General features: G+C 70.4%; 21 protein-coding genes and 1 pseudogene. 6 read left to right on the plus strand and 16 right to left on the minus strand.

The genetic code is table 11. From position 1 onward, the window contains the following. Positions 1 to 138 precede the first annotated feature (138 nt). Positions 139 to 2,211: a bifunctional lysylphosphatidylglycerol flippase/synthetase MprF gene (locus ACIPYT_RS01245; protein ID WP_401069685.1), complete on the plus strand. Its 2,073-nt coding sequence runs from the start codon at positions 139 to 141 to the stop codon at positions 2,209 to 2,211. A gap of 14 nt (positions 2,212 to 2,225) precedes the next feature. Here ACIPYT_RS01245 and ACIPYT_RS01250 read toward each other — a convergent pair whose 3' ends face one another. Genes ACIPYT_RS01250 through ACIPYT_RS01270 form a run of 5 tightly spaced genes read right to left on the minus strand, consistent with a single transcriptional unit; the run spans position 2,226 to position 6,442 of the window. Beyond that, positions 2,226 to 3,017 (minus strand): SDR family NAD(P)-dependent oxidoreductase, encoded by a 792-nt coding sequence (locus tag ACIPYT_RS01250; protein ID WP_401069688.1) that lies wholly within the window; start codon positions 3,015 to 3,017, stop codon positions 2,226 to 2,228. Beyond that, on the minus strand, positions 3,014 to 3,415 hold the full coding sequence (locus ACIPYT_RS01255) for a hypothetical protein (RefSeq protein ID WP_401069691.1): 402 nt from the start codon (positions 3,413 to 3,415) through the stop codon (positions 3,014 to 3,016). Before ACIPYT_RS01255 ends, ACIPYT_RS01250 begins: the two co-directional genes overlap by 4 nt. Beyond that, positions 3,412 to 4,941, minus strand: coding sequence for a class I adenylate-forming enzyme family protein (locus tag ACIPYT_RS01260; protein ID WP_401069694.1), 1,530 nt, complete (start codon positions 4,939 to 4,941; stop codon positions 3,412 to 3,414). The genes ACIPYT_RS01255 and ACIPYT_RS01260 overlap by 4 nt, the downstream gene beginning before the upstream one ends. Continuing rightward, entirely contained in the window at positions 4,938 to 6,071 is a 1,134-nt protein-coding gene (locus ACIPYT_RS01265) for a thiolase family protein (RefSeq protein WP_401069698.1), read from the minus strand. Before ACIPYT_RS01265 ends, ACIPYT_RS01260 begins: the two co-directional genes overlap by 4 nt. After that, entirely contained in the window at positions 6,068 to 6,442 is a 375-nt protein-coding gene (locus ACIPYT_RS01270) for a Zn-ribbon domain-containing OB-fold protein (protein WP_401069700.1), read from the minus strand. The genes ACIPYT_RS01265 and ACIPYT_RS01270 overlap by 4 nt, the downstream gene beginning before the upstream one ends. A gap of 156 nt (positions 6,443 to 6,598) precedes the next feature. On the opposite strand from ACIPYT_RS01270, the gene ACIPYT_RS01275 reads away from it, so the two are divergent. After that, entirely contained in the window at positions 6,599 to 7,744 is a 1,146-nt protein-coding gene (locus tag ACIPYT_RS01275) for a helix-turn-helix domain-containing protein (RefSeq protein ID WP_401069702.1), read from the plus strand. Positions 7,745 to 7,784: 40 nt separating this feature from the next. Here the strand turns inward: ACIPYT_RS01275 and ACIPYT_RS01280 are convergent, their stop codons facing one another. From ACIPYT_RS01280 to ACIPYT_RS01310, 7 genes are all read right to left on the minus strand, one after another. Next, positions 7,785 to 8,660 (minus strand): alpha/beta hydrolase, encoded by an 876-nt coding sequence (locus ACIPYT_RS01280; RefSeq protein WP_401069705.1) that lies wholly within the window; start codon positions 8,658 to 8,660, stop codon positions 7,785 to 7,787. 45 nt (positions 8,661 to 8,705) lie between these two features. Continuing rightward, the gene (locus ACIPYT_RS01285; RefSeq protein WP_401069707.1) at positions 8,706 to 9,530 is read right to left on the minus strand and encodes an ATP-binding cassette domain-containing protein; all 825 of its coding nucleotides are present in this window, start codon (positions 9,528 to 9,530) and stop codon (positions 8,706 to 8,708) included. Next, complete coding sequence (locus ACIPYT_RS01290) at positions 9,511 to 11,463, minus strand: dipeptide/oligopeptide/nickel ABC transporter permease/ATP-binding protein (protein ID WP_401069710.1); 1,953 nt, start codon at positions 11,461 to 11,463, stop codon at positions 9,511 to 9,513. The genes ACIPYT_RS01285 and ACIPYT_RS01290 overlap by 20 nt, the downstream gene beginning before the upstream one ends. Continuing rightward, entirely contained in the window at positions 11,460 to 12,410 is a 951-nt protein-coding gene (locus tag ACIPYT_RS01295; protein WP_401069712.1) for an ABC transporter permease, read from the minus strand. The genes ACIPYT_RS01290 and ACIPYT_RS01295 overlap by 4 nt, the downstream gene beginning before the upstream one ends. Positions 12,411 to 12,477: 67 nt before the next feature. After that, on the minus strand, positions 12,478 to 14,049 hold the full coding sequence (locus tag ACIPYT_RS01300) for an ABC transporter substrate-binding protein (protein ID WP_401069714.1): 1,572 nt from the start codon (positions 14,047 to 14,049) through the stop codon (positions 12,478 to 12,480). Between the two features lie 174 nt (positions 14,050 to 14,223). Then, positions 14,224 to 14,664 carry an alternative ribosome rescue aminoacyl-tRNA hydrolase ArfB gene (gene arfB / locus ACIPYT_RS01305; RefSeq protein ID WP_401069716.1) on the minus strand — a complete coding sequence of 147 codons (441 nt, stop codon included), beginning with the start codon at positions 14,662 to 14,664 and terminating at the stop codon, positions 14,224 to 14,226. A gap of 127 nt (positions 14,665 to 14,791) precedes the next feature. After that, entirely contained in the window at positions 14,792 to 16,105 is a 1,314-nt protein-coding gene (locus tag ACIPYT_RS01310; protein ID WP_401069719.1) for an MFS transporter, read from the minus strand. Between the two features lie 70 nt (positions 16,106 to 16,175). Between ACIPYT_RS01310 and ACIPYT_RS01315 the strand changes: the two genes are divergently transcribed. After that, positions 16,176 to 16,787: a TetR/AcrR family transcriptional regulator gene (locus ACIPYT_RS01315; protein ID WP_401069722.1), complete on the plus strand. Its 612-nt coding sequence runs from the start codon at positions 16,176 to 16,178 to the stop codon at positions 16,785 to 16,787. 88 nt (positions 16,788 to 16,875) lie between these two features. On the opposite strand, the gene ACIPYT_RS01320 is transcribed toward ACIPYT_RS01315, so the two are convergent. Both ACIPYT_RS01320 and ACIPYT_RS01325 read right to left on the minus strand, forming a co-directional pair. Beyond that, positions 16,876 to 17,553 (minus strand): DUF3800 domain-containing protein, encoded by a 678-nt coding sequence (locus ACIPYT_RS01320; RefSeq protein ID WP_401069725.1) that lies wholly within the window; start codon positions 17,551 to 17,553, stop codon positions 16,876 to 16,878. A 78-nt stretch (positions 17,554 to 17,631) separates the two neighbouring features. Then, positions 17,632 to 18,264 (minus strand): TetR family transcriptional regulator, encoded by a 633-nt coding sequence (locus ACIPYT_RS01325; RefSeq protein ID WP_401069728.1) that lies wholly within the window; start codon positions 18,262 to 18,264, stop codon positions 17,632 to 17,634. Between the two features lie 82 nt (positions 18,265 to 18,346). On the opposite strand from ACIPYT_RS01325, the gene ACIPYT_RS01330 reads away from it, so the two are divergent. Together ACIPYT_RS01330 and ACIPYT_RS01335 are read left to right on the plus strand one after the other, a co-directional pair. Beyond that, positions 18,347 to 19,771 carry a purine-cytosine permease family protein gene (locus ACIPYT_RS01330; protein WP_401069731.1) on the plus strand — a complete coding sequence of 475 codons (1,425 nt, stop codon included), beginning with the start codon at positions 18,347 to 18,349 and terminating at the stop codon, positions 19,769 to 19,771. After that, positions 19,768 to 21,378, plus strand: a complete 1,611-nt coding sequence (locus tag ACIPYT_RS01335; RefSeq protein WP_401069733.1) for an amidohydrolase — start codon at positions 19,768 to 19,770, stop codon at positions 21,376 to 21,378. Before ACIPYT_RS01330 ends, ACIPYT_RS01335 begins: the two co-directional genes overlap by 4 nt. Positions 21,379 to 21,395: 17 nt before the next feature. Here the strand turns inward: ACIPYT_RS01335 and ACIPYT_RS01340 are convergent. Further along, positions 21,396 to 21,471 (minus strand): annotated as a pseudogene (locus tag ACIPYT_RS01340). 148 nt (positions 21,472 to 21,619) lie between these two features. Between ACIPYT_RS01340 and ACIPYT_RS01345 the strand changes: the two are divergent. Beyond that, positions 21,620 to 22,543, plus strand: a complete 924-nt coding sequence (locus tag ACIPYT_RS01345) for a hypothetical protein (protein WP_401069736.1) — start codon at positions 21,620 to 21,622, stop codon at positions 22,541 to 22,543. Between the two features lie 9 nt (positions 22,544 to 22,552). On the opposite strand, the gene ACIPYT_RS01350 is transcribed toward ACIPYT_RS01345, so the two are convergent. Further along, a complete protein-coding gene (locus ACIPYT_RS01350) occupies positions 22,553 to 23,554 on the minus strand; it encodes a helix-turn-helix transcriptional regulator (protein ID WP_401069738.1) in 1,002 nt (333 codons plus the stop codon). Positions 23,555 to 23,568 lie beyond the last annotated feature (14 nt).

Below are 23,568 nucleotides of genomic sequence, written 5' to 3' on the forward strand. Positions count from 1 at the left end.
TGCCTCCATCCCACAACGGATCCGCCGCGCGGGCAAGGAGATCGCGCCTGCGGGACGGGTGCGATCGCCCGGTGCGCCCCTCGCGCAGGCCCCGCGCGAGACCTCCCGCGCGACCACCGCCGTCGCTACGCTGAGCGCATGACCGAGGCGCCCAGCACCCCGCATCCGGTTCTGTCGTTCGCGCGGCGGATTCCGGCGACGCTGACGATGGTGCTGCTGATCCTCGTCGTGGGCGTGGTGTGGCAGGGACTCTGGCGACCCTTCGAGGACTCGGCCCTGTTCGGGGATGTCGCCTACGGCCTGCCGAACCTGCTCGACGGCAAGTGGTGGACGCCGGTCACGGGGACCTTCTTCGTGAACCAGCCGTGGGTGTACGTCTTCACGGTCGCCGGGTTCTGGGGCATGGCCTACCTGGAGCACCGTCGGGGAAGTCGCGTCGCCCTCGCCTACTACGCCGTCGGCCAGTTGTTCGCGATCCTCGCGACGGCCCTCCTGCTGTCGGCGCTGTCCACGTTCCCCTGGGCGTGGGCCGACACTCAGGCGCAGGCCCTCGATGTGGGGGCGTCCGGCGGCACGATGGCCTGCATCGCGGCGGCCGTCGGACTGTTCCGCCCGCCGTGGCGTGTGCGCGGCTGGTTGATCCTGCTCGGCTTCGTGTTCATCGCGATGCTGTTCTGGGGCAAGGTCGCCGACCTCGAGCACCTGCTCGCGGTGCTGCTGATCCTCGTCGTCGATCGCTCCCTGAGGGTGGCCCGCACGACCGTGCGCGAGCAGCGTCTGATCGCGGTGGTGGCGATCCTCGTGCTCGGCGCGGTCGAGGTCATCACGACCCTCGTCGCGACCGACGGCCCGTTCGGTCCCACCGAGCCGGTATCGGGAGGGTTCATCGATCTGGCCATCGACCTGGTCGTGATCCTCGTGCTCGTGAACGGACTGCGCCGCGGCCGTCGTTTCGCCTGGGTGCTGGCGATCCTGCTCGGCCTGTTCAACGTGCTCATCGCGGCCCTCGTGCTCACCCTCATCACCGTGTTCAGTCAGGCGCAGGTGGACTTCCGGTGGGACGGCGAGACCGAGCTCGCGCTCGCCAACGGATTCCTCTGGATCGTGATGCTCGTCTACCTCGTGGGCGTGCGCCGGGCGTTCCGGGCGCGGCGGCGATCGTTGCTCGGCATCCAGCCCGCGCCCTCCGTCGACGACGTCCGCGCGGCCCTGCGCGCGCACGGCGGCGGGACGCTGTCGTGGATGACGACCTGGGACGGCAACAGTTATGCCCGCACCGGCGGCGGGATCGTCGCCTATCAGCGGCGGAACGGCGTGGCGCTCGCCCTGGCCGACCCGATCGGCCCTGCGCCCGATCGCCCCGCGGCCGTCGCGGAGTTCATCCGCGCCGCCGAACACGCGGGCCTCGCTCCCTGCTTCTTCAGCGCCGACGGCGCGACGCGCGACGCAGTGCCGTCGGGGTGGCGCAGCCTCGTGGTCGCGGACGACACGATCGTCGACCTCCCGGGGCTCGAGTTCACCGGCAAGCGCTGGAACTCCGTGCGCACCTCGCTCAACAAGGCCGGCCGTGAGGACATGACGTTCCGCATGACCCATCTGAAGGCCGAGTCCTGGGGCGTGCAGCAGCAACTGCGCGCGATCTCGGAGGCGTGGGTCGGCGACAAGGACCTCCCCGAGATGCGCTTCACGCTCGGGACTCTCGAGGAGGCCGAGGACCCCGAGGTGCGTCTGGCCCTCGCGCTGGCGCCCAACGGCGACGTCGACGGATTCCTCTCCTGGTTGCCCGTGTACGGCGGCGACGGGGTCGTGCGCGGCTGGACTCTCGACCTCATGCGGCGCCGCGACGGCGGCTTCGGACCGGTCATGGAGTTCCTGATCGGCTCCTCGGCCCGGCTGTTCTCCGACGAGGGCGCCGAGATCATGTCGCTGTCGGGCGCGCCGCTCGCCCACGACTACCCGCCGGATGCCGGCATGATCGCCGCTCTCAGCGACCGGCTCGCCGACGCGCTCGAGCCCGTGTACGGGTTCGGCTCACTGCACCGGTTCAAGCAGAAGTTCCACCCTCGGTACGAGACCATGTACCTGCTGTTCCGCGACGAGAGCGACCTCGCCGCGATCGGGCCGGCCCTGACCCGGGCTTTCCTGCCCGATGCGACGTTGCGTCAGTTCGCCGGTGCCGGGCTCGAGCTCGTGCGGGGCGGCCGGGACTGACGGCCCCGCCGTCGTCACATCATCTTCACGTGATGTCCGCCGTCGACGGGCAGGATCACACCGTTCACGAACTCGGCGTCGTCTGACGCGAGGAACAGCGCGGCGGCCGCGACGTCCCACGGGGTGCCCATGCGTCCACGGGGCGTGAGCGCGTCGCGGGCGCGGAGCATCTCGTCGACCGATCCGTACTGATCGGCGATCTCGCGGAACATCAGCGGCGTGGAGATCACTCCGGGAGCGACGGCGTTCACCCGGATGCCGTGCCGGGCGTACTCCACGGCGAGCACCGCCGTGAGCTGGTTCACGGCGGCCTTCGCCGCGCTGTACGCGGGATAGGGGTACCCGGTGTACCGCAGCGACGCCACCGAGGAGATGTTCACGATCGCCCCTCGACCCTGGGCCACCATGTGCGGCAGCACGGCCTTCGCGGTGAGGAACACGGACCCCAGGTTCAGGCGCAGCGAGCGATCCCAGTCGCTCAGCGACACGTCGGGCGGCAGACCCATCAGCGTGCTGCCGACGTTGTTGTGCAGCACGTCGATGCGACCGTGACGCTCGACGACGGCGGCGACGGCGGCCTCGACCTGATCCTCCGCGCGCACGTCGGCGAGCTGAGCCGTCATGGAGATCCCCTCGGCCGCCGCATCGTCGACGGTGCGCTGCGCGGCGTCGCGGTCGTGATCGACCACCACCACGGCCGCGCCCTCCCTGGCGTACGACAGCGCCGCGGCGCTTCCCAGGGTGTCACCGCTCTCGGGGCGGCCTCCGCCGACCACCATCACGATGCGTTCCTCGAACCGGCTCATGCCCGTACCTCTCCTTCGGCCGCGAGCGCGACGGCGTCGCGCAGCGGCATCCCCACGCGCACACCCTGCGCCTCCGCGAGCGGATTCGCGTGCGAGACCACGCCGCCGGCCCAGTGGTCGTCGGCGTCGCCGATGCGCGCGCTCTCGTTCGACACCGTGCACGCGGGCACACCGGCATCCTGCAATCGCACGAGCGCCCGGGTGCCGGCGTCGTCTTTGCCGCCGCCGGCATCGTTGAACGACACCCAGCACGGGGCGTGCTCGAGCGCGACGACGCCCGCATAGTCGCCGCCGTGCGACGCGCACACGACGATCGTGCCGACGTCTTCGCCCGTCAGGAGCGAGATCGAGTCCATCAGCACCACCCTCCGCCCCGACATCTCGATCTCCCGCCTCATCGCGTCTCCTCCGAGTACTCGCGCCGCAGCGCCTTCTTGTCGACCTTGCCGAACGGGGTGAGCGGGAGGACCCCGCGCACCTCGACGCGCTTCGGGCGCTTGTACGCCCCGAGACGTTCGCGACTCCAGGCCGTCAGCTCGACCGGGTCGACGACGCCGTTGGGCACGACGACCGCGCACACCAGCTCTCCCCAGTCGTCGTCACGGAGGCCAACGACCGCCACGGCGTCGACCCCCGGATGCTGTTCGAGCACCCGCTCGATCTCGGACGGGTACACGTTGTAGCCGCCCGTGATGATCAGGTCGGAGAGCCTGTCTTTGAGATGCACGTAGCCGTCGTCGTCCATGAGTCCCAGATCGCGCGTGTGCACCCACCCGTCGCGCAGGGACTCCGCGGTCGCCTCGGGGGCGTCGAGGTAGCGGTCCATGACGTACGGCGCGCGGAGGAGGACCTCCCCGACCTCGCCGCGCGGCAGGCGCCGCCCGGTCTCGGGGTCGCCGATCGCGACCTCCGCCAGCGTGCTGGCTCGCCCGCAGCTCCCGAGGAGCGCGGGTTCGCGGAGCGCCCGCAGGTGATCGGACTTGGTCAGGGTGGTGCCGAAGTTCGGACACTCCGACTGACCGAACAGCTGCACGAGCACGGGCCCGAAGAGGTCGATCGCCTGAGCCAGCCGTGCCGGCGTGATCGGGGCCGAGCCGTAGACGATCGTGCGCACCCCCGGTGCGTCGTCCGCAGCGCCGATCGCATCGAGGATGCGGTAGAGCATGGTCGGCACGACCGAGAGGAACGTCACTCCGTGCGCGGCGATGAGCCGCAGGTACGCCTCCGCGTCGAACTTCTCCTGCAGCACGACCGTCGCGCCGCGAGCGAGGGCGGCCTGAGCGAAGAGTCCGGCCGAATGCGACAGGGCGCTCGCGAGCAGCATGACCTCGTCGGATCGCACTTCGGCCTCGACGATGTGGGTCAGCACCGTCGCCGCGACCGAGGCCTGCGAGTGCACGACGCCTTTCGGCCGACCGCTCGTGCCGCCCGTGTACAGGATCACACCGTCGGCAGCCGCGTCGGCGTCGCGGCTCGGCACGGCCGGAGCGGCGTGCACATGCGTGCGCACCGCCTCGTCGTCGAGCACGACGAGACGGCATCCCGCCCTCTCGATCTCGCGGGCGACACCGGCGAGGCGCGGCTCGAGGTCCCGCGTCACGAGGAGGATGCTCGCCCCGGAGTGCCCCGCGATGTAGGCGATGTCGTCGGGGTCGAGCATCGGGTTGACGGGTATCTTCACGAGCCCCGCCCTCATCACGGCGAGATCGGCGACGAGATAGGTCGGCGTCGTGCCGAGCAGCAGCGCCACCCGCGCGCCCGGCTCGAGCTCCTGCGTCAGGTACGAGGCCACCGCGCGCACCTCGTCGTCGAGCTGCCGGTAGGTCATGGCCGTGTCACCCGCGATCACCGCGACGCGGTCTCCGCCGTCGCGCAGCGACTTGCGCAGCAACGACCACCCGCGATCCAGGGGCGCCGCGGTCATGAGCCGACCGCCATCACGACGCAGCCGTTGCCACTGAGGCCGGCGACGTTGCCGCCCATGGTCTCGACGAGTCCGACGTCGGCACGGGCGAGCTGGCGCCCGCCGGCACGACCGGTCACCTGCCAGGCGATCTCGGCGACCTGCGCGACGCCGGTGGCGCCGAGCGGATGCCCCCTCGACAGCAGCCCGCCGCTCGGGTTCACCACGAGGTCGGCCCCGGGGAGGGTCCGCCCCTCCAGCGTCGCCTTGCCGGCCGTGCCCTCGGGGAAGAACCCGAGCCCCTCCAGCGTGACGAGCTCGCCGATCGTGAACGCGTCGTGCAACTCGATCACGTCGATGTCGGCGTGACGGAGGCCCGCCTGCGCCAGCGCATGCCGCGACGTGTCGGCGATCAGATCGAAGTTCCACACCCGGTCGTCGCCGTGGGGCCATGGGCGTCCGCTCTCGACGTGCGACGAGAGGATCTTCGGCTTGCCCTCCCCTGCCCCGCCCGTCAGCACGACGGCCGCGGCGCCGTCGGACACCGGGCTGCACTGCAGGAGCGTGAGCGGATCCGCGATCACCCGGCTGTCGAGGACCTCCTGCACCGAGTAGTCGCCCGAATACTGCGCCCGCGGGTTCTGCAGCGCATTGCGGTGGTTCTTCACCGAGACGAACGCCAGCTCCTCGGGAGTCACGCCGTGCACGGACATGTACCGCCGCGCGCTCATGCCGTACACCCCGGGGAGCACCATGCCGAACGCCGCCTCCGGGTCGGTGAGGTCGACCGGGATCGGACCCCGCACGGTGTCGGACATCTTCTCCATGCCGACGGCGAGCACGGTGCGCGCCCGTCCGGTCGCGATCGCCTCGACGCCCAGGTGCACGGCGAGCGTGCCGCTCGCGCACGCGCTCTCGACGGTCGTGATCGGGGGACGCGCGAGACCGGCGGCCCGGAGTGCGCGGTTCGTCGTGCCGGGGTAGTTGAACACCGTGCCGATCACGACCGCATCGATGTCGGCCGGTTCGAGTTCGGCATCCTCCAGTGCTTCGCGTACCGCGGCATCGACGAGCTCCTCGGCGGTCGCCGACTGCTTGCCGAACATCGACGTGCCGACGCCCGCGATGACGGCGAGGTGGTCGCGGCTCATCGGGAGACCTCCTCGGCGATGGCGGGGCGGCCGTCGACCTCGACCACGCTGATGCGCTGACCGACCGCGACGGTCGGCACCGCCGCGGCGGGGACGTCGCAGAGGATGCGGGGGCCGTCGGCGAGGTCGACGTACGCGAGGGTGAACGGGGGTGTGCGCCCCGGTGCGGGCGTCGTGATGGTCGTGTACGACCACACCACTCCCGCCGGCCCGAAGACCGCCTCCTCGAGTCGCCGCCCGCAGTCCGGACATACGAAGTCCGCGTACGCGGTGGTGTGGTGCGCCTCGGGGCACCGACGTCCGACGACCCGGAGGCCGTCGTCGGATCGGACGAGCCGAAGCGGTCCGTTGAGCTGTCCTGTGTCGTTCACGTGTCACTCCTGACGGCGCGGCACTCCCTGTCGAGTGCACTGCGCGAGCGGCGGCGTCATCGCGTCGCTCTGGTGACAACCCTCACAGCGACGCCTCGTCGCGATCTGGTGCCTGTGTCGGAACTATGCTCGACACATGTCGAAGGGGTCATGCGCATGAAGCTTCAGGATGTGGTCGAGGAGCTCGCCGTCGAGCTCGGGCGGAGCGTGGTCATCAACGACCTGGAGTTCAAGCCGCTGGCGGCCAGTGCGCAGGGCGACGACGTCGACCCCATCCGCGTGAACTCGCTGCTACAGCGGTCGACGCCGTCTGCGGCCGTGGACTACCTGCGCGAACTCGATCTGGAGAACCTCCGCGGCAGCCGGACCATCGACCTCTCACGGTTCGACGCGCTCGAGCGTCTCGTGACCCCGATCCGCGCCGACGGCCGTACCGTCGCGTACCTCTGGCTCATAACGGGAGACCGCCCGCACCTGACGCACGCGCAGCTCGACGCGCTCGACGCGGCCGTGGCGATGGCGGCCGCCGAGCTCGGCGCGACGGGAGGCCCGACCGCCACCGACCGCCTCCTCGCCGAGCTGTTCTCGCCGATGCGGGCGGCGCGGCTCACCGCCCTGCAGGATGCCGTGAAGCAGCGCGTGCTGCCCTCGGTCGACGCATACAGCGTCGTGGCCGTGGACGCCGCGCTCGACGACACCGCGTTCGAGATCAGGCGGGGACCGCTTCAGCGGTCGATCAACGCCCCCGGCGCCCGCCCCGTGCACGTGGCCGCGATGCACCTCGGTCGGGCGCTGATCGTCGCGTCCCACACCGCCGACAACGACGTCTTCGTGCGCGTCCGCGAGGGCTTCCGCCGCTCCGGAGTCGAGGTCGCCGGTGTCGGATGCAGCGGCGGAGCCGACGAGGACGACCCGCTCGCCGTCGCCGAACGGGCGATCGACGCCGCGCGCTATTCGGCCGCGCTGCCCGAGCATCCGGGGGTGCGGTACGAGGACATCGGCGCGCTCGCCCTCGTGAACCCGGAGTCCGTGAGCCCGCGGCGCATCGCCGGGATCTCGGCGGCCGCGCGCGTGCTGCTCGGCCCGGGCATGGACACGGCCCGGCAGACCGTGCTCGCGTTCCTCGAAGCGGCCGGGGACGTGCGTCGCGCGTGCGACGCCCTGCACCTGCACCGCACCACCCTGTACTACCGCCTCGACCGCCTCGACCCCGTGGTCCGCGCGGCCCTCGACGACGGCTGGGGGCGGACGTCACTGCACGTCGCGCTGCGCCTCGCAGCGCTGCGCGACGAGGACGCCTGACCCCTGCGCAGCGCTGCGCGCGGCATCCGTCCGTCCGAGGTCAGTCGCGGAAGATCCACCTCAGCGTCTCGGGGAAGACCGATGCGGCGTGCTTGAGCGTGTGCCCGCCCTCGCCGAACTCGAGCCGGACGTCGTAGTCGCGGTACTCGAGGGCGGCGAGCATCTCGCGGTTCGCGAGCGGGATGTTGCCGAACTCGATGTCGAGATCCTTCGCGCCGGTCTGCAGGTGCACGCGGATGCCGCGGAAGTCGGCGAGCCGGATGGTCGACGGATACAGGTGCCCGCCCAGGATGTTGATGTAACTGCCGCAGTGGCTGATCACGCGGCGGAAGAGGTCGGGCCGGTGCCATGCGGCCGTGAACGAGCAGATGCCGCCGGAGCTGAAGCCGCAGATCGCGCGGCGCTCAGGGTCGTCGGTGACGGCGAGACCGTCGAGCGCGACGGGCATGAGCTCCTCGGCGAGGAAGCGGGCGTAGTCGTCGTCGACGGCGTCGTACTCGATCTGCCGGTTGCTCGTGCCACCCCACATGTGGCCGGGGCCCGGTGATCCCGGCTCGACGAACAGCGCGATGGTGGGTGCGAGGTCGCCGGACGCGATCAGGTTGTCGAGCACGACGGCCGCCGAGAACGACTCGTCGAGGTACGCCGAGCCGTCCTGGAAGACCAGGAGGTTCGCCGGCGCATCCGGCGAGTACTGCTGCGGCACGTACACCGTGTAGGCCCGCGACGTGCCGGGGTAGATGCGCGACGACGCGAACACGCCCGACTGGAGTCGTCCTTCGGGCACTCCATCGGTGCGGCGGGACTCCGGGCCGAGTTCGTACGGCTCGTCGCCCGACATGCTGTGGGCGTACGTCGCGACGTCCTTCGGCGCCATGATGCGGGCCGAGCCGAACGGGTTGTGTCGTGAGTCCACGTGCTCCTCCTTGGTCGTGCGTGTCGTGTGCGGTGCGGTTCTGGTTCAGGCCGTCTTCTGCGCGAGCCGTGCCCTCCGGCGCGCGGCCTGCTCGTCGGGGTCGGCGACGAGCGACGCCCCGACCAGCCGACGCGTGTACTCCTCGGCGGGGCGGTCGATCACGTCGGCCGTGCGCCCCTCCTCCACCAGCACACCATGCCGGAGCACGACCGTGCGATCGGCCACGTGGCGCACGACCCCGAGGTCGTGGGTGATGAAGAGGTAGGCGACGCCGAACTCGTGCTGCAGGTCGGCGAGCAGGTTCAGGATCTGCGCCTGCACCGACAGATCGAGAGCGGACACGGCCTCGTCGCACACGACCAGTCGCGGCTGCGGGAGGAGCGCTCGCGCGATCGCGATGCGCTGACGCTGACCACCCGAGAACTGGGGCGGGTATCGGGTGACGGCCGCGGGGTCGATCCCCACCCTCGCCAGCATGTCGACCACGCGGGCCCGCACCTGCGCCGCCGGCACGCCCTTGCCCGCGAGCGTCTCGCCCACGGACTGGCCGATCGTGCGATTCGGGTTGAACGACGAATACGGGTCCTGGAACACGGCCTGGATGTCGGAGCTCAGCGCCCGGCGCTGCGTCGGCGTCGCCCGGGTGATGTCCGTGCCGTCGAACACCACCCGCCCGGCGGACGCCGGCACGAGGCCGAGGACCACGTTCGCCAGGGTGCTCTTGCCCGAACCCGACTCGCCGACGAGTCCGACCGTCTCCCCCGCGTGCAGAGTGAGGTCGACGCCGTCGAGCGCGGGCCGCGCGGCGCGCCCGCGCCGTTGCCGGTACTCGACCGAGAGCCCCTGCGCCTCAAGCAGAACGTCGCTCATCGCGCGCCTCCTCCGTCATCAGCTCGTCCACGTGGATGCATCGGCTCTCCTGCCCGCTCGGCAGAACCACGACCGGCACGGGTGCGTCGGTGCACGCCGCGGTCGCGAACGCGCAGCGAGGCGCGAACCGGCAGGCGGAGGACCACGCGGTCGGTGGCGGCACGGTGCCGGGGATCGTGCGCAGGCGCTCGCCCGGCACCGCTTCCGACAGGTCGGATGCCAGGAGCGCGGCGGAGTACGGATGAGAGGGGTGCCGGGTCAGCGCGCGGATGTCGGCGCGCTCCACGACCTGCCCCGCGTACATCACCAGGGCGCGGTCGCAGCTGTCGGCGAGGACTCCCCAGTCGTGCGTCACGATGATCATGGCCATACCCGTCGTCTCGCGAAGCTCGCGCATGAGGTCGAGGATCTCCGCCTGCACCGTGACGTCGAGAGCGGTCGTCGGCTCGTCGGCGATCAGCAGCGCCGGTCTCCCCGCGAGTGCGCGGGCGATCGCGATCCGCTGCGCCATGCCGCCGGAGAGCTCGTGCGGATACTTGCGCGCCACCTCCGCGGGGTCGGGGAGACGCACCTGCGCCAGGAGCTCGAGCGCGATCGCCTTCGCCTCGCGCCGGCTCACGCCGCGGTGCACCCGCACCGCCTCGGCGATCTGCTGACCGGCGGTGTACACCGGGTCCAGGCTCGAGATCGGCTCCTGGGAGATATAGGCGATCCCGGTGCCGCGAACCGACTGCATCCTCCGCTCGGACAGCGACAGGAGATCCTGCCCGTCGAAGGTCATGCGGCCGGCGCGCAGCGTCGCTCCGGGCGGCAGCACACGGGTGAGTCCGCTGACCGTCATCGACTTGCCGCATCCCGACTCGCCCACGAGGCCGAGCGACTCGCCGCGGGCGAGCGAGAACGAGACGCCGTCGACGATCGTCACGGCCCCCGAGTCGCCGATCACCTCGATGCGCATGTCGTCGACGTCGAGCAGCGCCTCGGCCGCGGCCGATGAGCCGGGCGTCGTCTCCTCGACATCCGCCGCCAGGGTGCGCCAGCTGAGCTCGCCGCGCTGCCGGCTGGTGCGACCTGCGTACGCGGCCCGGATGCCGGAGCCCAGCAGGGTGAGCGCCAGCGACACGAGCGTCACCGCGCCGCCGGTGGGCACCAGCATCCACGGGGCGATCCCGATCGCGAGCTGCGCGTCCTTGATGAGGTTGCCCCAGGTGGGATACGGGGCCGGCACACCCAGCCCGAGGAAGCTGATGCTGGCCTCGATCAGGATCGCCGCTCCCGCGAGCACGCTCACCTGGGTCAGCACGGGGCCGACGACCGCGGGCAGCAGGTGGCGGATCTGCACCTGGAGTGCCGAGAGCCCGGCGACGCGCGCGGCGGCGACGAACTGCTCGTGCCGCACGTCGATGATCGCCCCACGGACGACACGCGTGAGCCCGGGGGCGACCAGCACGCCGAGGGTGAGCATCGCGGCCGACTCGTTGCCGGTGAAGATCGCCAGGATGACGAGGAGCACGATGAGGCCGGGGACCGACTGGATGAGATCCACGACGCGCATGATCGCGGCGTCCACGAGCCCCGGACGCGAACCGGCGACCACGCCGGCGATCACACCGACGATCGTGAAGACGAGCACGGCCTGCAGGGCGCCGACGAGCGTCACCTGCCCGCCGTAGAGGAGGCGCGTGAGGATGTCGCGTCCCAGTTGGTCGGTGCCGAGCAGGTGCGCGGCCGAGGGCAACGCGTACACCTCGGTGAGGTTCTGGGCGAGAGGGCCCGCTGGGGCCAGCAGCGGCGCAGCCGCGCACGCGGCGATCACCAGCACGATCGCGATCCCCGACACCACGGCGACGGGCTGGCGCAGCAGTCGTCGAAGGACGCCGTGGGTGCGGATGGTCGCGGGGCTGTCGACGGGCGTGAGCTCGATTCCGGTCATCGGGTCCTCACCTTCGGGTTCAGGTAGGCGGAGGCCAGGTCGTTCACCAGGAAGACCACGACCACGATGAGCGTGTAGAAGACGACGAGCCCCTGCAGCACCGGGAGGTCGTGCTGCGAGACGGACTTCACCATCTGGGCGCCGAGTCCGGCCATGCCGAACACCTGCTCCATCAGGATGGTCCCGCCCATCAGACCGACGACCGTGAGGCTGAGGATCGTGAGCACGGGCGAGGCGGCGTTGCGCAGCACGTGCGCGAACACGATGCGTGCACCGGGGATGCCGTTCGCCCTCAGCCCGCGCACGAAGTCGCTGCGCATGGCGTTCTGCATCTCGGCGCGGGTGATGATGGCGACGAGCGCGATCTCACCGAGTGCGAGCGCGAGCACCGGGAGCACGAGAGAGCTGAGCCACAGCTCGGGGGACGTCGCGAAGTCCACGTACCCGGAGACCGGGAACCACATCAGCTGCGCGCCGAACACGGCGACGAGCACGATGGCGAGCCAGAAGTTGGGGATGGAGCGCAGCAGCACGGCGCCGACCTCGAGGATCTGCGCGAGCGCGCCTCCGCGGATCGCGGCGAGCACACCCAGGGAGATGCCCACCACGATCACGAGCACGAGTGTGAGGAGTGTGAGCGAGAGGGTGATCGGCAGTCGTGACTGGATGATCAGCCCCACCGCCTGCCCCGTGTAGATGGAGACGCCGAGGTCGCCGGTGAGCGCGCCGGTGAGCCAGGACCAGTACTGCACGAGCACCGGACGGTCGAGTCCGAGTTCGCGGTTCAACGCCGCGATCTCCTCGGGAGTCGCTCCCCCGCCGCCACCGGTGAGCATCGTCTCGGCGGGGCTGCCGGGTGCGAGCGAGGCCAGCAGGAAGGTGAGCAGGGACACTGCCAGGAGGAGCGGGACCGTCCACAGGAGTCGACGGATGACGACGTGCATCATCGTTGTCTGCTTTCGTCGGGATGCGGGTGCGGGGCCCGGGCGTCAGTGCACCGGGCCCCGCGGGATTTCACTTCGAGGGCGCCCACGACACGATGTCGAAGGCTCCCAGCGCGGTGGACGTGCCGATGTCGATGCCCTTCGAGAACACCGGGGCGTACGCCTGGGTGATCGGGACGAACCACGACTTCTCGGTCATGACGGTGTTGAACTCGATGGATCGGGTCTCGACCTCTTCGGGCGTGGTCGCCGTCGCGAGCGACGAGTACGCGGCGTCGAGGTCGGGGTCGGTCGAGCGGAACGGGTTCCACACGTTCGAGTACGGCTGCTTGTAGAGGCGGACCGCATCGAAGTACACGTCTCCGAGCATGCCGTACGGGACGATCGTCGCGGGGTACTGCTTGTTGCCGATCGCGCCGAAGAAGTCGCCGGCTGCGGTGGGGTTGGCCACTGCGGTGACGCCGATCTCTGCCCATTGGGCGATCACGGCCTGGGTCGCGGTGTCGGCGCCGCCGACCGCCGGCGTGATGATCGGCAGTTCGAAGCCGTCGGCGTACCCGGCGTCGGCGAGGAGCTGCTTCGCCTGCTCGGGGTCGTAGTCGTAGTCGGCCGAGGGGTCGGATCCGAGGAACCCGTTGACCGCGAACTGCGCGATGGGCTCGTTGCCCTCGCCCAGTGCGTCGGCGATGCTCTGCCGGTCGACCGCGAGGTTGAGCGCCATCCGCACCCGCTCGTCGGCGAGCGCCGGTACCTGCTCGCCCGCTCGGTCGAACAGCATCACCGCGGTGCCCTGCACCTGCCCCTGGGAGACGTCGATGCCCTTGGCTTCGGCGCCCTCGATGAGCCCGGTGTCGGGAACCATGCTCACCTGCACCTGGCCGCTCTGCACGGCCGCGTACGCCGTGTTGGGGTCGGCGATCACACGTACGACGACCTTCTCCCAGTGCTGGCGGTCGGGCTCGTAGTAGTTCGGGTTCTTCGTGTAGGTGTAGTGGTCGTCGAACACGGTGTCGGCCGTGTCGAGCACATAGGGACCCGCGCCGAACATGTCGGTGGCCATCTTGTCGGGGTCGGCGAGCCCCGCCGCGCTGATGATGAGGCCGTTGTTGCACTCGCCGTCCGAGGCGAGCAGGGTCTCCATGCCGATGAAGGGCTCGTCGTACTCGATGCGCACCGTGTTGTCGTCGCCGGCCTCGATCACCGTGAACGGCTCCAGGTACCCCTGGTTGAGACCGGGGTTGTCGCGGTAGTAGGTGAGCGTGTCGACGACCGACTGGGCCGTCAGGTCTGTGCCGTCGGCGAACTTCACGTCGTCGCGGATGTCCATCGTGAAGACGGTGTTGTTGTCGGAGTACTCCCAGGACTCGGCGATCCCGGGCTCGTATCCGCCGTCGGCGTCGACGCGGATGAGCGGCTCGTAGGCGAGCGCGAACACGGCGTTCGTGCAGTTGGTGGGCAGCGCGAGACTGGTCGGCGCGGCCTGGATCGCGATCGTCAGCGTGTCGGTGGTCGCGGCGGCGTTGCCCCCGCCGCCGGCGCAACCGGTGAGTGCGATGGCGGCGGCGACGATGCCCGCCGCGGCGGCGCGTCCGCGCGCCGCTCTCGTGGTGCTGCGCCCTGCCCGGGCGTACGGGTGTTCCATGCGATGAGCCTCCTCGATCATGCAAGCGACTCCGGGATGTCCCGGATGAACGGCCTCCGTCGACGGGTCGATCGGTGCCTTCCGGCGAGCGTAGTTTTCGCCTCCGATGGGGCATGAGGGCGGGATGTCGAAACTCGCTTCGACGATTGTCGAAGCGCTGTGGTGCGGCCCGCGTCAGCCCTCCGGCGGTCGTCGACGGAGCTGTTTGACGTCGGTGCGGCGATGCTTCGCCGTGAGTCGACGCTCCTTCGAACCACGGCTCGGCTTCGTCGCGCGACGCGGCGGAGCAGGCGGTCTGATCGCCTCCGCGACGACCGTCGCGAGACGCTCGCGGGCGGCATCCCGGTTGCGCAGCTGCGCCCTGTGCTCCGAGGCGGCGATCGTGAGCACGCCGCCGACCAGACGGGTGCCGAGGCGCTCGCGGAGCCGTGTGCGCTGCACCTCCGACAGCGCGGCGCTGTTCGCGGCGTCCCACACGAGTTCCACCCGTGAGTCGGCCGTGTTGACGCCCTGGCCTCCGGGACCGGACGACCGCGAGAACCGCCACGACAGCTCGGCTTCGGGGATCGTGAGCGCACCGGACACCCGAAGACCGGGGCGATGCGAGGCTGTCATCCCTCCATCATCCACCCCGGGCCGGGATGAGCGCGGCGTCACGGATCCGGACACGCGTGCGGATCTCGGACGAGTCGGGGCGATTCGTCCGCGATCCGGGGCATACTCCGGATTCCGGATGCGGCGCTCAGCGCGCGACGGACTCGAGCGTCCCGGACTCGAGCGTCCCGGTCTCGAGCGTCCCGGTCTCGAGTGCCGCGGCGGATGCCGGTTCGCGCTTGGCCGTGTTCGCGACGTGCGCGCGGCCGACGACCACCGCGGCGACGATCATGAGCACGACGCCGAGCGCGTACGGCGCCGCGTGGCTGACGGTCGTGTAGAGCGCAGCGGCGATCAGCGGGGCTACCGTGCTCATCGCGGCGTTCAGCGACTGGGTCGCTCCTCCCAGCCACCCCTGCTCGTCGTCGCCGACGGCGTTCGACATCGCACCGTCCATCGCGGCCTGCGACGCCCCCTGACCGGCGGCGAGCAGCAGCGCGCCGACGATGAACACCCACGGCTGGGCGAGAACGGACGCGACGATCGCGAGCCCGGCGAGCCCCACGGCCTGCGCGACGATGCCGCTCACGATCACGCCGCGCTCGCCCATCCGCGGCAGCAGGATGCCGAGCAGCACGCCCTGGATCAGGATGTCGATGATGCCGACCGCGGCCGTCAGGAGGCCGATCTGCGTCGGACCCCATTGGATCGAGTCGAGCGCGAGCACGCTGAAGTTGTTGACGAAGAATCCGAAGGGCAGCGCGAGCAGGCCGAACCCGATCATGAGCGCGCGAAGCTCGCGGCGGCCGAACGCCTCGCGGAAGACGGCGAACGGCTGCACGTCGCGGGCACGGATGGCGGGGATGCGGTTCTCGGGCTTGAGGCTCTCGGGGAGCAGGAAGATGCTGAGGATCGCGATCACGAGCGAGACCGCCGCCGTGAGGAACACCGGCAGCTGCAGGCTGACCGCCGCGAGCAGGCCGCCGATCGCCGGGCCGAGCATCATGCCGATACCGGAGAGCGCGCCGAGGAGACCGAAGCGCTGGGCGCGCTTCTCGGGCGGGGTGATGTCGGCCAGGTATGCGAAGAGGGCAGGCATGTCACCGGCGGTGAGTCCCTGGATGACGCGCGCGAGGACGAGCACCCAGATGGCGCCGCCGATGCCGAACAGCGCCATCGAGAAGGCGGCGCCGAACGCCGCGGCGACGATCACGGGGCGGCGACCGAAGCGATCGGACAGCCGTCCGAGGAACGGTGCGACGAGGAAGGCGCAGAGCCCGTTGATGGCCTCGAGCACACCGACCCAGAGCGCGAGGTCGTGCTCGTGGGTGACGTACTGCAGAACGACGAAGGGCAGCACGGGGAGGACGACGGTCATGCCGATGACGGTGAGCATCGTGAGGACGATGAGCATGACCCAGGCGCGCGTGTCGCCGCGTGCAGACGTGTTGAGTGAAGTCACTTCGTAACTGTATCAATACCAGTTTTGATGTCAACCCATTTCTGTATCAAGTTCGCGATAGAGTGGCGGCATGTCGACCACCGAGCCCCTCGGCCGCCGCGAGCGCAAGAAGGCCGCCACACGCAAGAACATCTCCGACGTCGCGACCAGGATGTTCCTCGAGCGCGGGTTCGACGAGGTCAGCATCCGCGAGGTGGCAGACGCCGCCGACGTCTCCCCCACCACCGTCTTCGCGCACTTCCCGCAGAAGGAGGCGCTCGTGTTCGACGAGGACGACGAGCAGCGCGACCGCCTCGTCGCCGCGGTGCGCGAGCGCGCGGAGGGCGCGACGATCAGCCGGGCGATCCATGACTTCTACCGGAGCGAGGTCGGCATGAACCTCGACGAGCACGGTGAGGACATGGCCCGCATCTTCATGCACTTCCTGAACGAGACCCCGGCGCTGCGCGACTACGCCGCGAAGATGTGGCTGCGTCATGAGGACGCCCTCGCCGACGCGATCGCCGACGAACTCGCCCTCGATGCGCCGACGGCCGAGGTGCGGGTCTTCTCGCGATTCGTGCTGCAGATGCAGCTGCTCGTGACCGACAGTGACGACCAGCTGGCGACCCTCGAGGCGGGCTTCCGCGTGCTCGACGGCGGTTGGGATCGCATCGAGCGGGGGCTCGCGCCGGAATCCTGAGCGTCGGCCTCCAGCACTCCCCAGCAATGTCAGATGCCTCTGCTACGCTGGCCCCGCCGGCGAAAAGAGGTCCAGGGGATCTCTTCCCTCAGGGGATAGCCGGCACACTTCTTCCTGCGGTGCCCCACGGCGTGAACATCGTGGCCAACGATGGCTCGACGGATTCGCGGAACCACGCTCCGCCCTTGCCCACCAGGTGCCGGTGAACGCCCCAGAGCGCGTAGTCGGCAACCTGTAGACCCCACGATGTCGACGCATCCCACTCGCAGAGGGTGACTCGCCGGTCTATCTGATTGCACACGTCCTGAATCGCCTCCCTGGCCTGCGACGCTCGGGCCCTGGTTCCGAAGCTCCCCGCGATGATCACCACGCGGTCGGAAGACGATGACACCCGACGGACCACCTCCTTGATGTGGAGATACCAGGCGAGTTTGTACAAGTACATCTGGCCTCTGGCGCGGACGTAGTCATAGGCGTTGGTCTTGTAGAGGAATGTGGTGTCCACCCTCGGTGCCAGATCGCGGATCACGGCGAACATCTCGTTTCGCGTGGCGACGCTGTCGTTCTTCGCGTGGAACCCGCTGGGAAGCTGAAATCCTTGCGCAGCGAGCGTCGTGCGCAACTCATGGCCGCGCCACAGCGCATCGCCGTGCGCGTTCTCGAACATGACGGTGCCGAAACCGAAATACCCGGACTCCGTCGGTGCGGCGACAGCGTCGTAGTCGAGATTCCCCGTCTCGTCCGCGTACAGGTAGATGTCTGCCATCGTCGGATCGTAGGCTCGCCGACGAACCCATCGCTGCCACGACCCGAGATATCGCGCGAGCGCTGAGGGGTGTGCGGATCAGTCGTCGAGGGCGCGGGCGAGAGCGCCGGGAGCGAGGCCCAGGGTCCATTCGGTCACGTCCGCGACGAACAGGCGGTACGCCGGGTGTGAGAGGTCGGCGATGCGGTTCACGTACGAGCCCCGGCCGTCGACCGCCGCGAAGATGCGGATGCTCGCACCCTCGGCATCCACGTCGGCGAACTCCCCCGCGGCGACGCCGTCGACGATGATCGCCGACAGCCGAGCGCGGTCGAGCGCATCCTGCTCTTCGAGCGCGGCGTCGAGCGCGGGGATGAAGCGCGCGAGGTGCTGCGCGTTCAGCCACAGCCTCGCGAGCGCCGACGACAGACCCTGCTGCACGTAGTCGACGAAGTGCGCCATGCGTCGCAGCGCCGACCCCTCGCCGTCGGGGAAGAACTTCTCCCGCTGGTTCACGGCCGCGCGAGAGAACGCTTCGACGACGAGGTCCTCCGCGGCCGGGAAATAATGCGTGATCAGGCCGGGACGCACGCCCAGGCGCTCGGCGACGGCGCGCAGGGTGATGCGCTCCATGCCCGACTCGAGAGCGATCGCGGCGGCGGCGTCGACGATCTCCTCGCGCCGCTCCTCCGGCCTCTTCCGAGATCGCGCGGGCGTGGGGGTTGACGACATGGCTCCGATGCTATTGAATTACTGACCAATAGTCCATTGGGCACCCGACCAATAAGCCCGATCCCGGTTCGAAGGAGAACCCATGTCCCTGGCTCAGCACGACGAGGACTCCGGCACCGCCACGCATCCCGAGACGCGCGGCATCGAACTCGTCTCCGACTCCGAGCGCCACGGCCGCGCCCGCGACCTGTTCTTCATCTGGGCGGCGCCGAACTTCAGCATCCTCAACTTCACGATGGGCGCGACGCTCATCCTGCTCGGCCTCGAACTCTGGCAAGCCCTGCTCGTGATCGCCGCCGCCTGCTGCCTGTGGGTGCTCCCCGGCATCATCGCCGTGAGCGGCCCCGCCGCCGGGACGTCGGGCTCGGTCGTCACCCGCGCGATGTACGGCCTGCGCGGCAACAAGGTCTTCGTGGCGTTCGTCGGATGGTTCATCGGCGCCGTCTTCCTCTCGCTCACCTGGCTGGCGTCGTCGTTCATGGGCGCCGACCTGCTCGGCCGTCTGGGGCTCGACGACCCGGTGTGGGTGCCGATCGGCGTGACCGTCGTGGTCGCCGCCATCACGATCGTCATCGCGATCTTCGGCCACGGTCTCATCCTGCGCGTGTACCCGCTCGTGGCCGTCGCACTGGCGGTGATCTTCGTGCTCGTGGCGGCGTTCATCCTCCCGACGGTCGACTGGCAGTACACGGCGCCCGCGCCGCTCACCGGCATCGCCCTGTGGTCGTCGATCTCGATCGGGTTCACGATCCTCGCCTCGAATCCGCTCTCGTACATCAACAGCCCCGACATCGCCCGCTATCTCCCCCGTTCGACGAAGCCCTCGCACATCGCCGCCGCGACCGCTCTGGGCGGGGCGCTCCCCTCGTTCGTCTTCACGTCGGTGGGAGCCCTCCTCGCGACCGGCGTCGGGGTCGACGGCTTCGCAGCCGGCATCGACGCCGTCATCTTCGAGATGCTCCCGAGCTGGCTGGGCCCTGTGCTCGTGGTCGGCGTCGTGCTCAACACGATCGCGCTGAACTCGATGACCGCGTACACCTCGAGCATGTCGCTGCAGGCGATCGGTCTGCCGCTCAAGCGCATCCCCGCGACCGTGATCGTCGGCGCCGTGGGCATGGCGCTCACGATCTACCTCGTCACCGCCTCGACGTTCCTCGACGCCGTGAACCTGATGATGCAGTTCCTGGTCGTCGTCTCGGGTCCCGCCATGGCGATCTACGTGGTCGACGCCCTTCGACGCCGGTTCGCGTACGACGGGCTCGCCCTGTTCGACGACAGACGCGGACGCGCCTACTGGTACAGCGGCGGATGGTCGATCCCCGGGATGACCGCGCTCCTCAGCGGCGGACTCGTCAGCATCCTGTGCCTGTCGACCGACCTCTGGGTCGGACCGATCGCGCAGGCCACCGGCTTCATCGACCTGTCGGTACCCGCCGGCACGATCGTCGCCGCCGTCCTCTACACCGCTCTCTCCCGCACGTCACTCGCGAAGGACTCCACCCGATGAGCACTCTCTACCGCAACGCCCGCGTCTTCACCGCCGACGCGGATCCGGCAGGCGCCTGGGCAGAGGCCTTCACGGTCGACGACGATCGGATCGCCTGGGTCGGCGCGGATGCCGACGCGCCCGCCGCTGATCACGTCGTCGACCTCGACGGCCGCCTCGTGCTGCCCGGATTCGTCGACGCGCACACCCACCTGCTGATGATGGGCGAGGCGCTCGGGCAGATCCCGCTCACGCACGCCCGGTCGATCGAGGAGATCCAGCAGGCCCTGCGCGACGCACGCGCAGCCGCCCCGGACGCGACGGCGCTCGTGGGACGCGGATGGCTTTTCGACGCCGTTCCGGACGGCCGGCCCCTGGCATCCCTGATCGACGAGGTCGTCGCCGACATCCCCGTGTACCTGGATGCGAACGACTACCACTCGTGCTGGCTCAACACGGCAGCGCTCGCGGAGATCGGCATCACGCGCGACACCCCCGATCCGCACGGCGGATCGATCGTGCGCGACCCCGACGGCCATCCCACCGGACTCGTGCTCGAGACCGCGGCGACCCAGTACGTCTGGGCGCACCGCGAGGCCGCGGCGACCGACGCCGCCCGCGATCACGCACTGCGGCGGGCGATCGACGCGTACCTCGAATCGGGCGTGACCGGAGTCGTCGACATGATGCTCGACGAGTACGGGCTCGCCGCCCTCCTGCGCGAACAGGAGCGCCGAGGCGGTGAGCTGCCGCTGCGCGTCGCGGCGCACTGGTTCGTCGGCAACCTCGACGACCCCGATGCCACGCTGGCGCAGGTGGGTCGCGCCGCCGAGCTCGCCGCGGCACCCTCGACGCACTGGCTGCGCGTCGTGGGGATCAAGCTCGTGCTCGACGGCGTGATCGATGCGTGCACCGCCGCCATGAACCGGCCGTACGCCGACGGGAGCTCCGCGGCGCCGATCTGGTCGCTGACCGACCTGAAGCCGGTCGTCGCCGCGGCCGACGCCGCGGGCCTGCAGGTCGCGCTGCATGCGATCGGCGACCACGCGATCGACATCGCGCTCGACGCGGTCGCGCATGCCGCGGCGGCGAACGGCGACCTTCCGCGACGGCACCGCATCGAGCACCTCGAGTACGCGGCACCGGGCACGGCCGAGCGCATGGCGCGGCTCGGCGTCACGGCGTCGATGCAGCCCGTGCACTCGGACCCCGCGATCTTCGCGAACTGGGCAGCGATGCTGGGCGACGACCGGGTCGACCGCGCGTTCGCCTGGCCGGAGTACGAGGATGCCGGTGCGCTGCTCGCCTTCTCGACCGATGCCCCCACGGCGCCGCACGAGGCTCTGGCGAACATGTACGTCGCCGCGACCCGCGCCTCGGCGTTGAACCCCGAGGTGCCCGCCACGCATCCGCAGTACGCCCTGCCGCTGGAGCGCGCGCTCGGCCATGCCACGCGTGACGCCGCTGCTTCGGTCGGCGACGGCGAGTGGCGAGGGCGCATCGCCCCGGGGTTCGCAGCCGACGTGATCGTGCTCGACATCGATCCGTTCAGGGCGGGGAACGCGGCGCTTCTGGACGCGCGGGTCGTCGAGACGATCGTCGCCGGACGGACGAGGTTCCGGCGGTAGACCGCGCGAAGAACGAGTGGACGCGACGGCGGGAGTCGAACCCGCAACGCCGTCAGATATGAGCTGAGGCCCGGGACCGCCCGGATCGCCGCGATGGGGACGACGTTACCCCGCCGTGATCCGACGCACCAGCACCATTCCCTGGATTAACCCCGCGTGTCGCCGCGTGACGGCATCCGTCATCCGGCGACATCCGCGGCGGCTGCCGCGGTGTCGGCGGGTTCGGTGTAGCGTCGCGGGCATGGCCGCCGTCGTCGACTCCGCCTCCACCGGCCAGAAGACGCATCGGTACCTGCGGCTCTCGCTCGTGCTCGTCGTCTTCGCTCTGCTGGCGGGCGTCGCGCTGCAGAGCGTCGTCATCACGTGGGAGCCGCTCCGCGTCGGCTGGCGCCCGCTCGCATCGATCAGCCATCTGTTCTACACGCCGATGCGAGACGTGTTCACCGGCGCTCTGATCGCGGTCTCGGTCGCACTGCTGGCGCTGTCGGGCCGCAGTCGCGCGACCACGCTGCTCGACGTGTGCGCGGTGTTCGCGCCGCTGATCGCGATCGTGCCCACGGGGATCGCCTACTCCGGCGCTCCGGACAGTCTCTCCTGCGGCGGCCCGGTCGACTGCATACCGACCACGGCCATCGCCTCGGCGAAGGCCGGGATCGCCGTGTACGCGATCGTCGTCGTCGCGACGGTGACCGTGATGGCGGTGATCCGCACCCGCACGCGACGGCCGAACCGCTCCGCGGTGATCGTGTCGACGATCGCCCTCGCCACGGCCGCGGCCGTCTCGGTGCTCGCGTTCTCTCCGGCCCTGAACGAGCACTTCCCCTTCAACTTCTGGCCCGTGAACAGCATCCACTTCGCGGTCACGCTGCTGTTCTTCGGGTGCTTCGCCGCGGTGCCTATCCTCTACGCGGGCGGTCCGCTCGATGTGCACGAGACCCCGCCGACACCCCGCCAACGCCGCGTGTACCGCTGGATCGCGGGCCTGCTGATCGCCGACCTGTTGTTCCTCGCGGCTGCGATCCTCTTCCGTCAGGTGTTCGGCGAGACCCCGGCCGTCCTGATCGGCGAGGTCGTCGCGCTGGTGCTGTTCGCGTGGTTCTGGATCATGCAGACGTTCCAGCGCTGGTACGACGAGAACCCGCCGTCGATCCTCCCGGCTCGCTGACGTGCGGCCTCACCGCCCCTGATCCGGTCGGAAGCGCGACGGCGGAGCGGGCGCGTCGAGCGCGCGGACGAGCCGGCCGAGCGCCTCGCGCAGCTCGGAACGGTGCGGCTCGGGGAAGTCCGTCGTGTACTCGACACCGGGCGGCACGTAGAACATGCCGTACACGGCCTCGCGCCAGTCCGAGCCGCCGATCGGCCAGCGCGTGCGATCGCCCTCGGCGAGCGCACCGTCGGCCCAGATGCCGAAATGCGCCCGCATGGCCTCGAGCGGCAGCTCCATCACGACATCCGCCTCGATCTTCTGCGGCGACCACGACGTCGCGAGCAGGATGCGCTCCTGCACCTCCTCCTCCGACATCTCGCGCGGCGGGAACAGCACGCGGGTGTGCTCGACCGAGACGATGCGGTCGACGCGCAGCGTGCGCCAGTCGTCGCGCTCGAGATCCCAGCAGAGGAGGTACCAGTTGCGGTCGGCGGGCGACAGCACGTGCGGCTCCACGCGGCGGATGCTCTCGACGCCCTCGCGGTCGACGTAGCGCAGTCGCACCCGTTCATGGTCGCGGGCGGCGAGCGCGAGCTCGCCCAGCACGAGAGGCGAGATCACGGGCGCGGTGCGCGCCGACGCCGGCTGCACGGCCGCGGCGAGCGCGTTCACCCGGCGGCGCAGCGCGGCAGGCAGCACCTGCTCGAGCTTGGCGAGCGCGGTCAGGGTGACCTCAGCGCCCCCGGCGATCTGCTGCGTGGCGGCGACGCGCAACCCGATGGCCATGGTGACGGCCTCGTCGTCGGTGAGCAGCAGAGGCGGCACCGCGCTGCCCGCCTCGAGCCGGTAGCCGCCGGCGGCGCCCGGCGTCGACTCGACGCGGTACCCGAGGTCGCGCAGCCGGTCGACGTCGCGGCGCACCGTGCGCTCGGTGACGCCGAGCCGGGCGGCGAGTTCGGTCCCCGGCCAGTGCCGGTGGGTCTGCAGCAGGTTGAGCAGTGCCAGCGCGCGGGAGGTGGTGTCGGACATGCGTCCAGAGTCGC

The organism is Microbacterium sp. NPDC089695, assembly GCF_044749085.1.
Lineage (GTDB): Bacteria > Actinomycetota > Actinomycetes > Actinomycetales > Microbacteriaceae > Microbacterium.

Bases quoted from the DNA above. Each gene is read 5' to 3' on its own strand.
- ACIPYT_RS01245 (WP_401069685.1), top strand. From the start codon at position 139: ATGACCGAGGCGCCCAGCACCCCGCATCCGGTTCTGTCGTTCGCGCGG.
- ACIPYT_RS01250 (WP_401069688.1), bottom strand. From the start codon at position 3,017: ATGAGCCGGTTCGAGGAACGCATCGTGATGGTGGTCGGCGGAGGCCGC.
- ACIPYT_RS01255 (WP_401069691.1), bottom strand. From the start codon at position 3,415: ATGAGGCGGGAGATCGAGATGTCGGGGCGGAGGGTGGTGCTGATGGAC.
- ACIPYT_RS01260 (WP_401069694.1), bottom strand. From the start codon at position 4,941: ATGACCGCGGCGCCCCTGGATCGCGGGTGGTCGTTGCTGCGCAAGTCG.
- ACIPYT_RS01265 (WP_401069698.1), bottom strand. From the start codon at position 6,071: ATGAGCCGCGACCACCTCGCCGTCATCGCGGGCGTCGGCACGTCGATG.
- ACIPYT_RS01275 (WP_401069702.1), top strand. From the start codon at position 6,599: ATGAAGCTTCAGGATGTGGTCGAGGAGCTCGCCGTCGAGCTCGGGCGG.
- ACIPYT_RS01285 (WP_401069707.1), bottom strand. From the start codon at position 9,530: ATGAGCGACGTTCTGCTTGAGGCGCAGGGGCTCTCGGTCGAGTACCGG.
- ACIPYT_RS01290 (WP_401069710.1), bottom strand. From the start codon at position 11,463: ATGACCGGAATCGAGCTCACGCCCGTCGACAGCCCCGCGACCATCCGC.
- ACIPYT_RS01295 (WP_401069712.1), bottom strand. From the start codon at position 12,410: ATGATGCACGTCGTCATCCGTCGACTCCTGTGGACGGTCCCGCTCCTC.
- ACIPYT_RS01300 (WP_401069714.1), bottom strand. From the start codon at position 14,049: ATGGAACACCCGTACGCCCGGGCAGGGCGCAGCACCACGAGAGCGGCG.
- arfB (WP_401069716.1), bottom strand. From the start codon at position 14,664: ATGACAGCCTCGCATCGCCCCGGTCTTCGGGTGTCCGGTGCGCTCACG.
- ACIPYT_RS01315 (WP_401069722.1), top strand. From the start codon at position 16,176: ATGTCGACCACCGAGCCCCTCGGCCGCCGCGAGCGCAAGAAGGCCGCC.
- ACIPYT_RS01320 (WP_401069725.1), bottom strand. From the start codon at position 17,553: ATGGCAGACATCTACCTGTACGCGGACGAGACGGGGAATCTCGACTAC.
- ACIPYT_RS01325 (WP_401069728.1), bottom strand. From the start codon at position 18,264: ATGTCGTCAACCCCCACGCCCGCGCGATCTCGGAAGAGGCCGGAGGAG.
- ACIPYT_RS01330 (WP_401069731.1), top strand. From the start codon at position 18,347: ATGTCCCTGGCTCAGCACGACGAGGACTCCGGCACCGCCACGCATCCC.
- ACIPYT_RS01335 (WP_401069733.1), top strand. From the start codon at position 19,768: ATGAGCACTCTCTACCGCAACGCCCGCGTCTTCACCGCCGACGCGGAT.
- ACIPYT_RS01345 (WP_401069736.1), top strand. From the start codon at position 21,620: ATGGCCGCCGTCGTCGACTCCGCCTCCACCGGCCAGAAGACGCATCGG.
- ACIPYT_RS01350 (WP_401069738.1), bottom strand. From the start codon at position 23,554: ATGTCCGACACCACCTCCCGCGCGCTGGCACTGCTCAACCTGCTGCAG.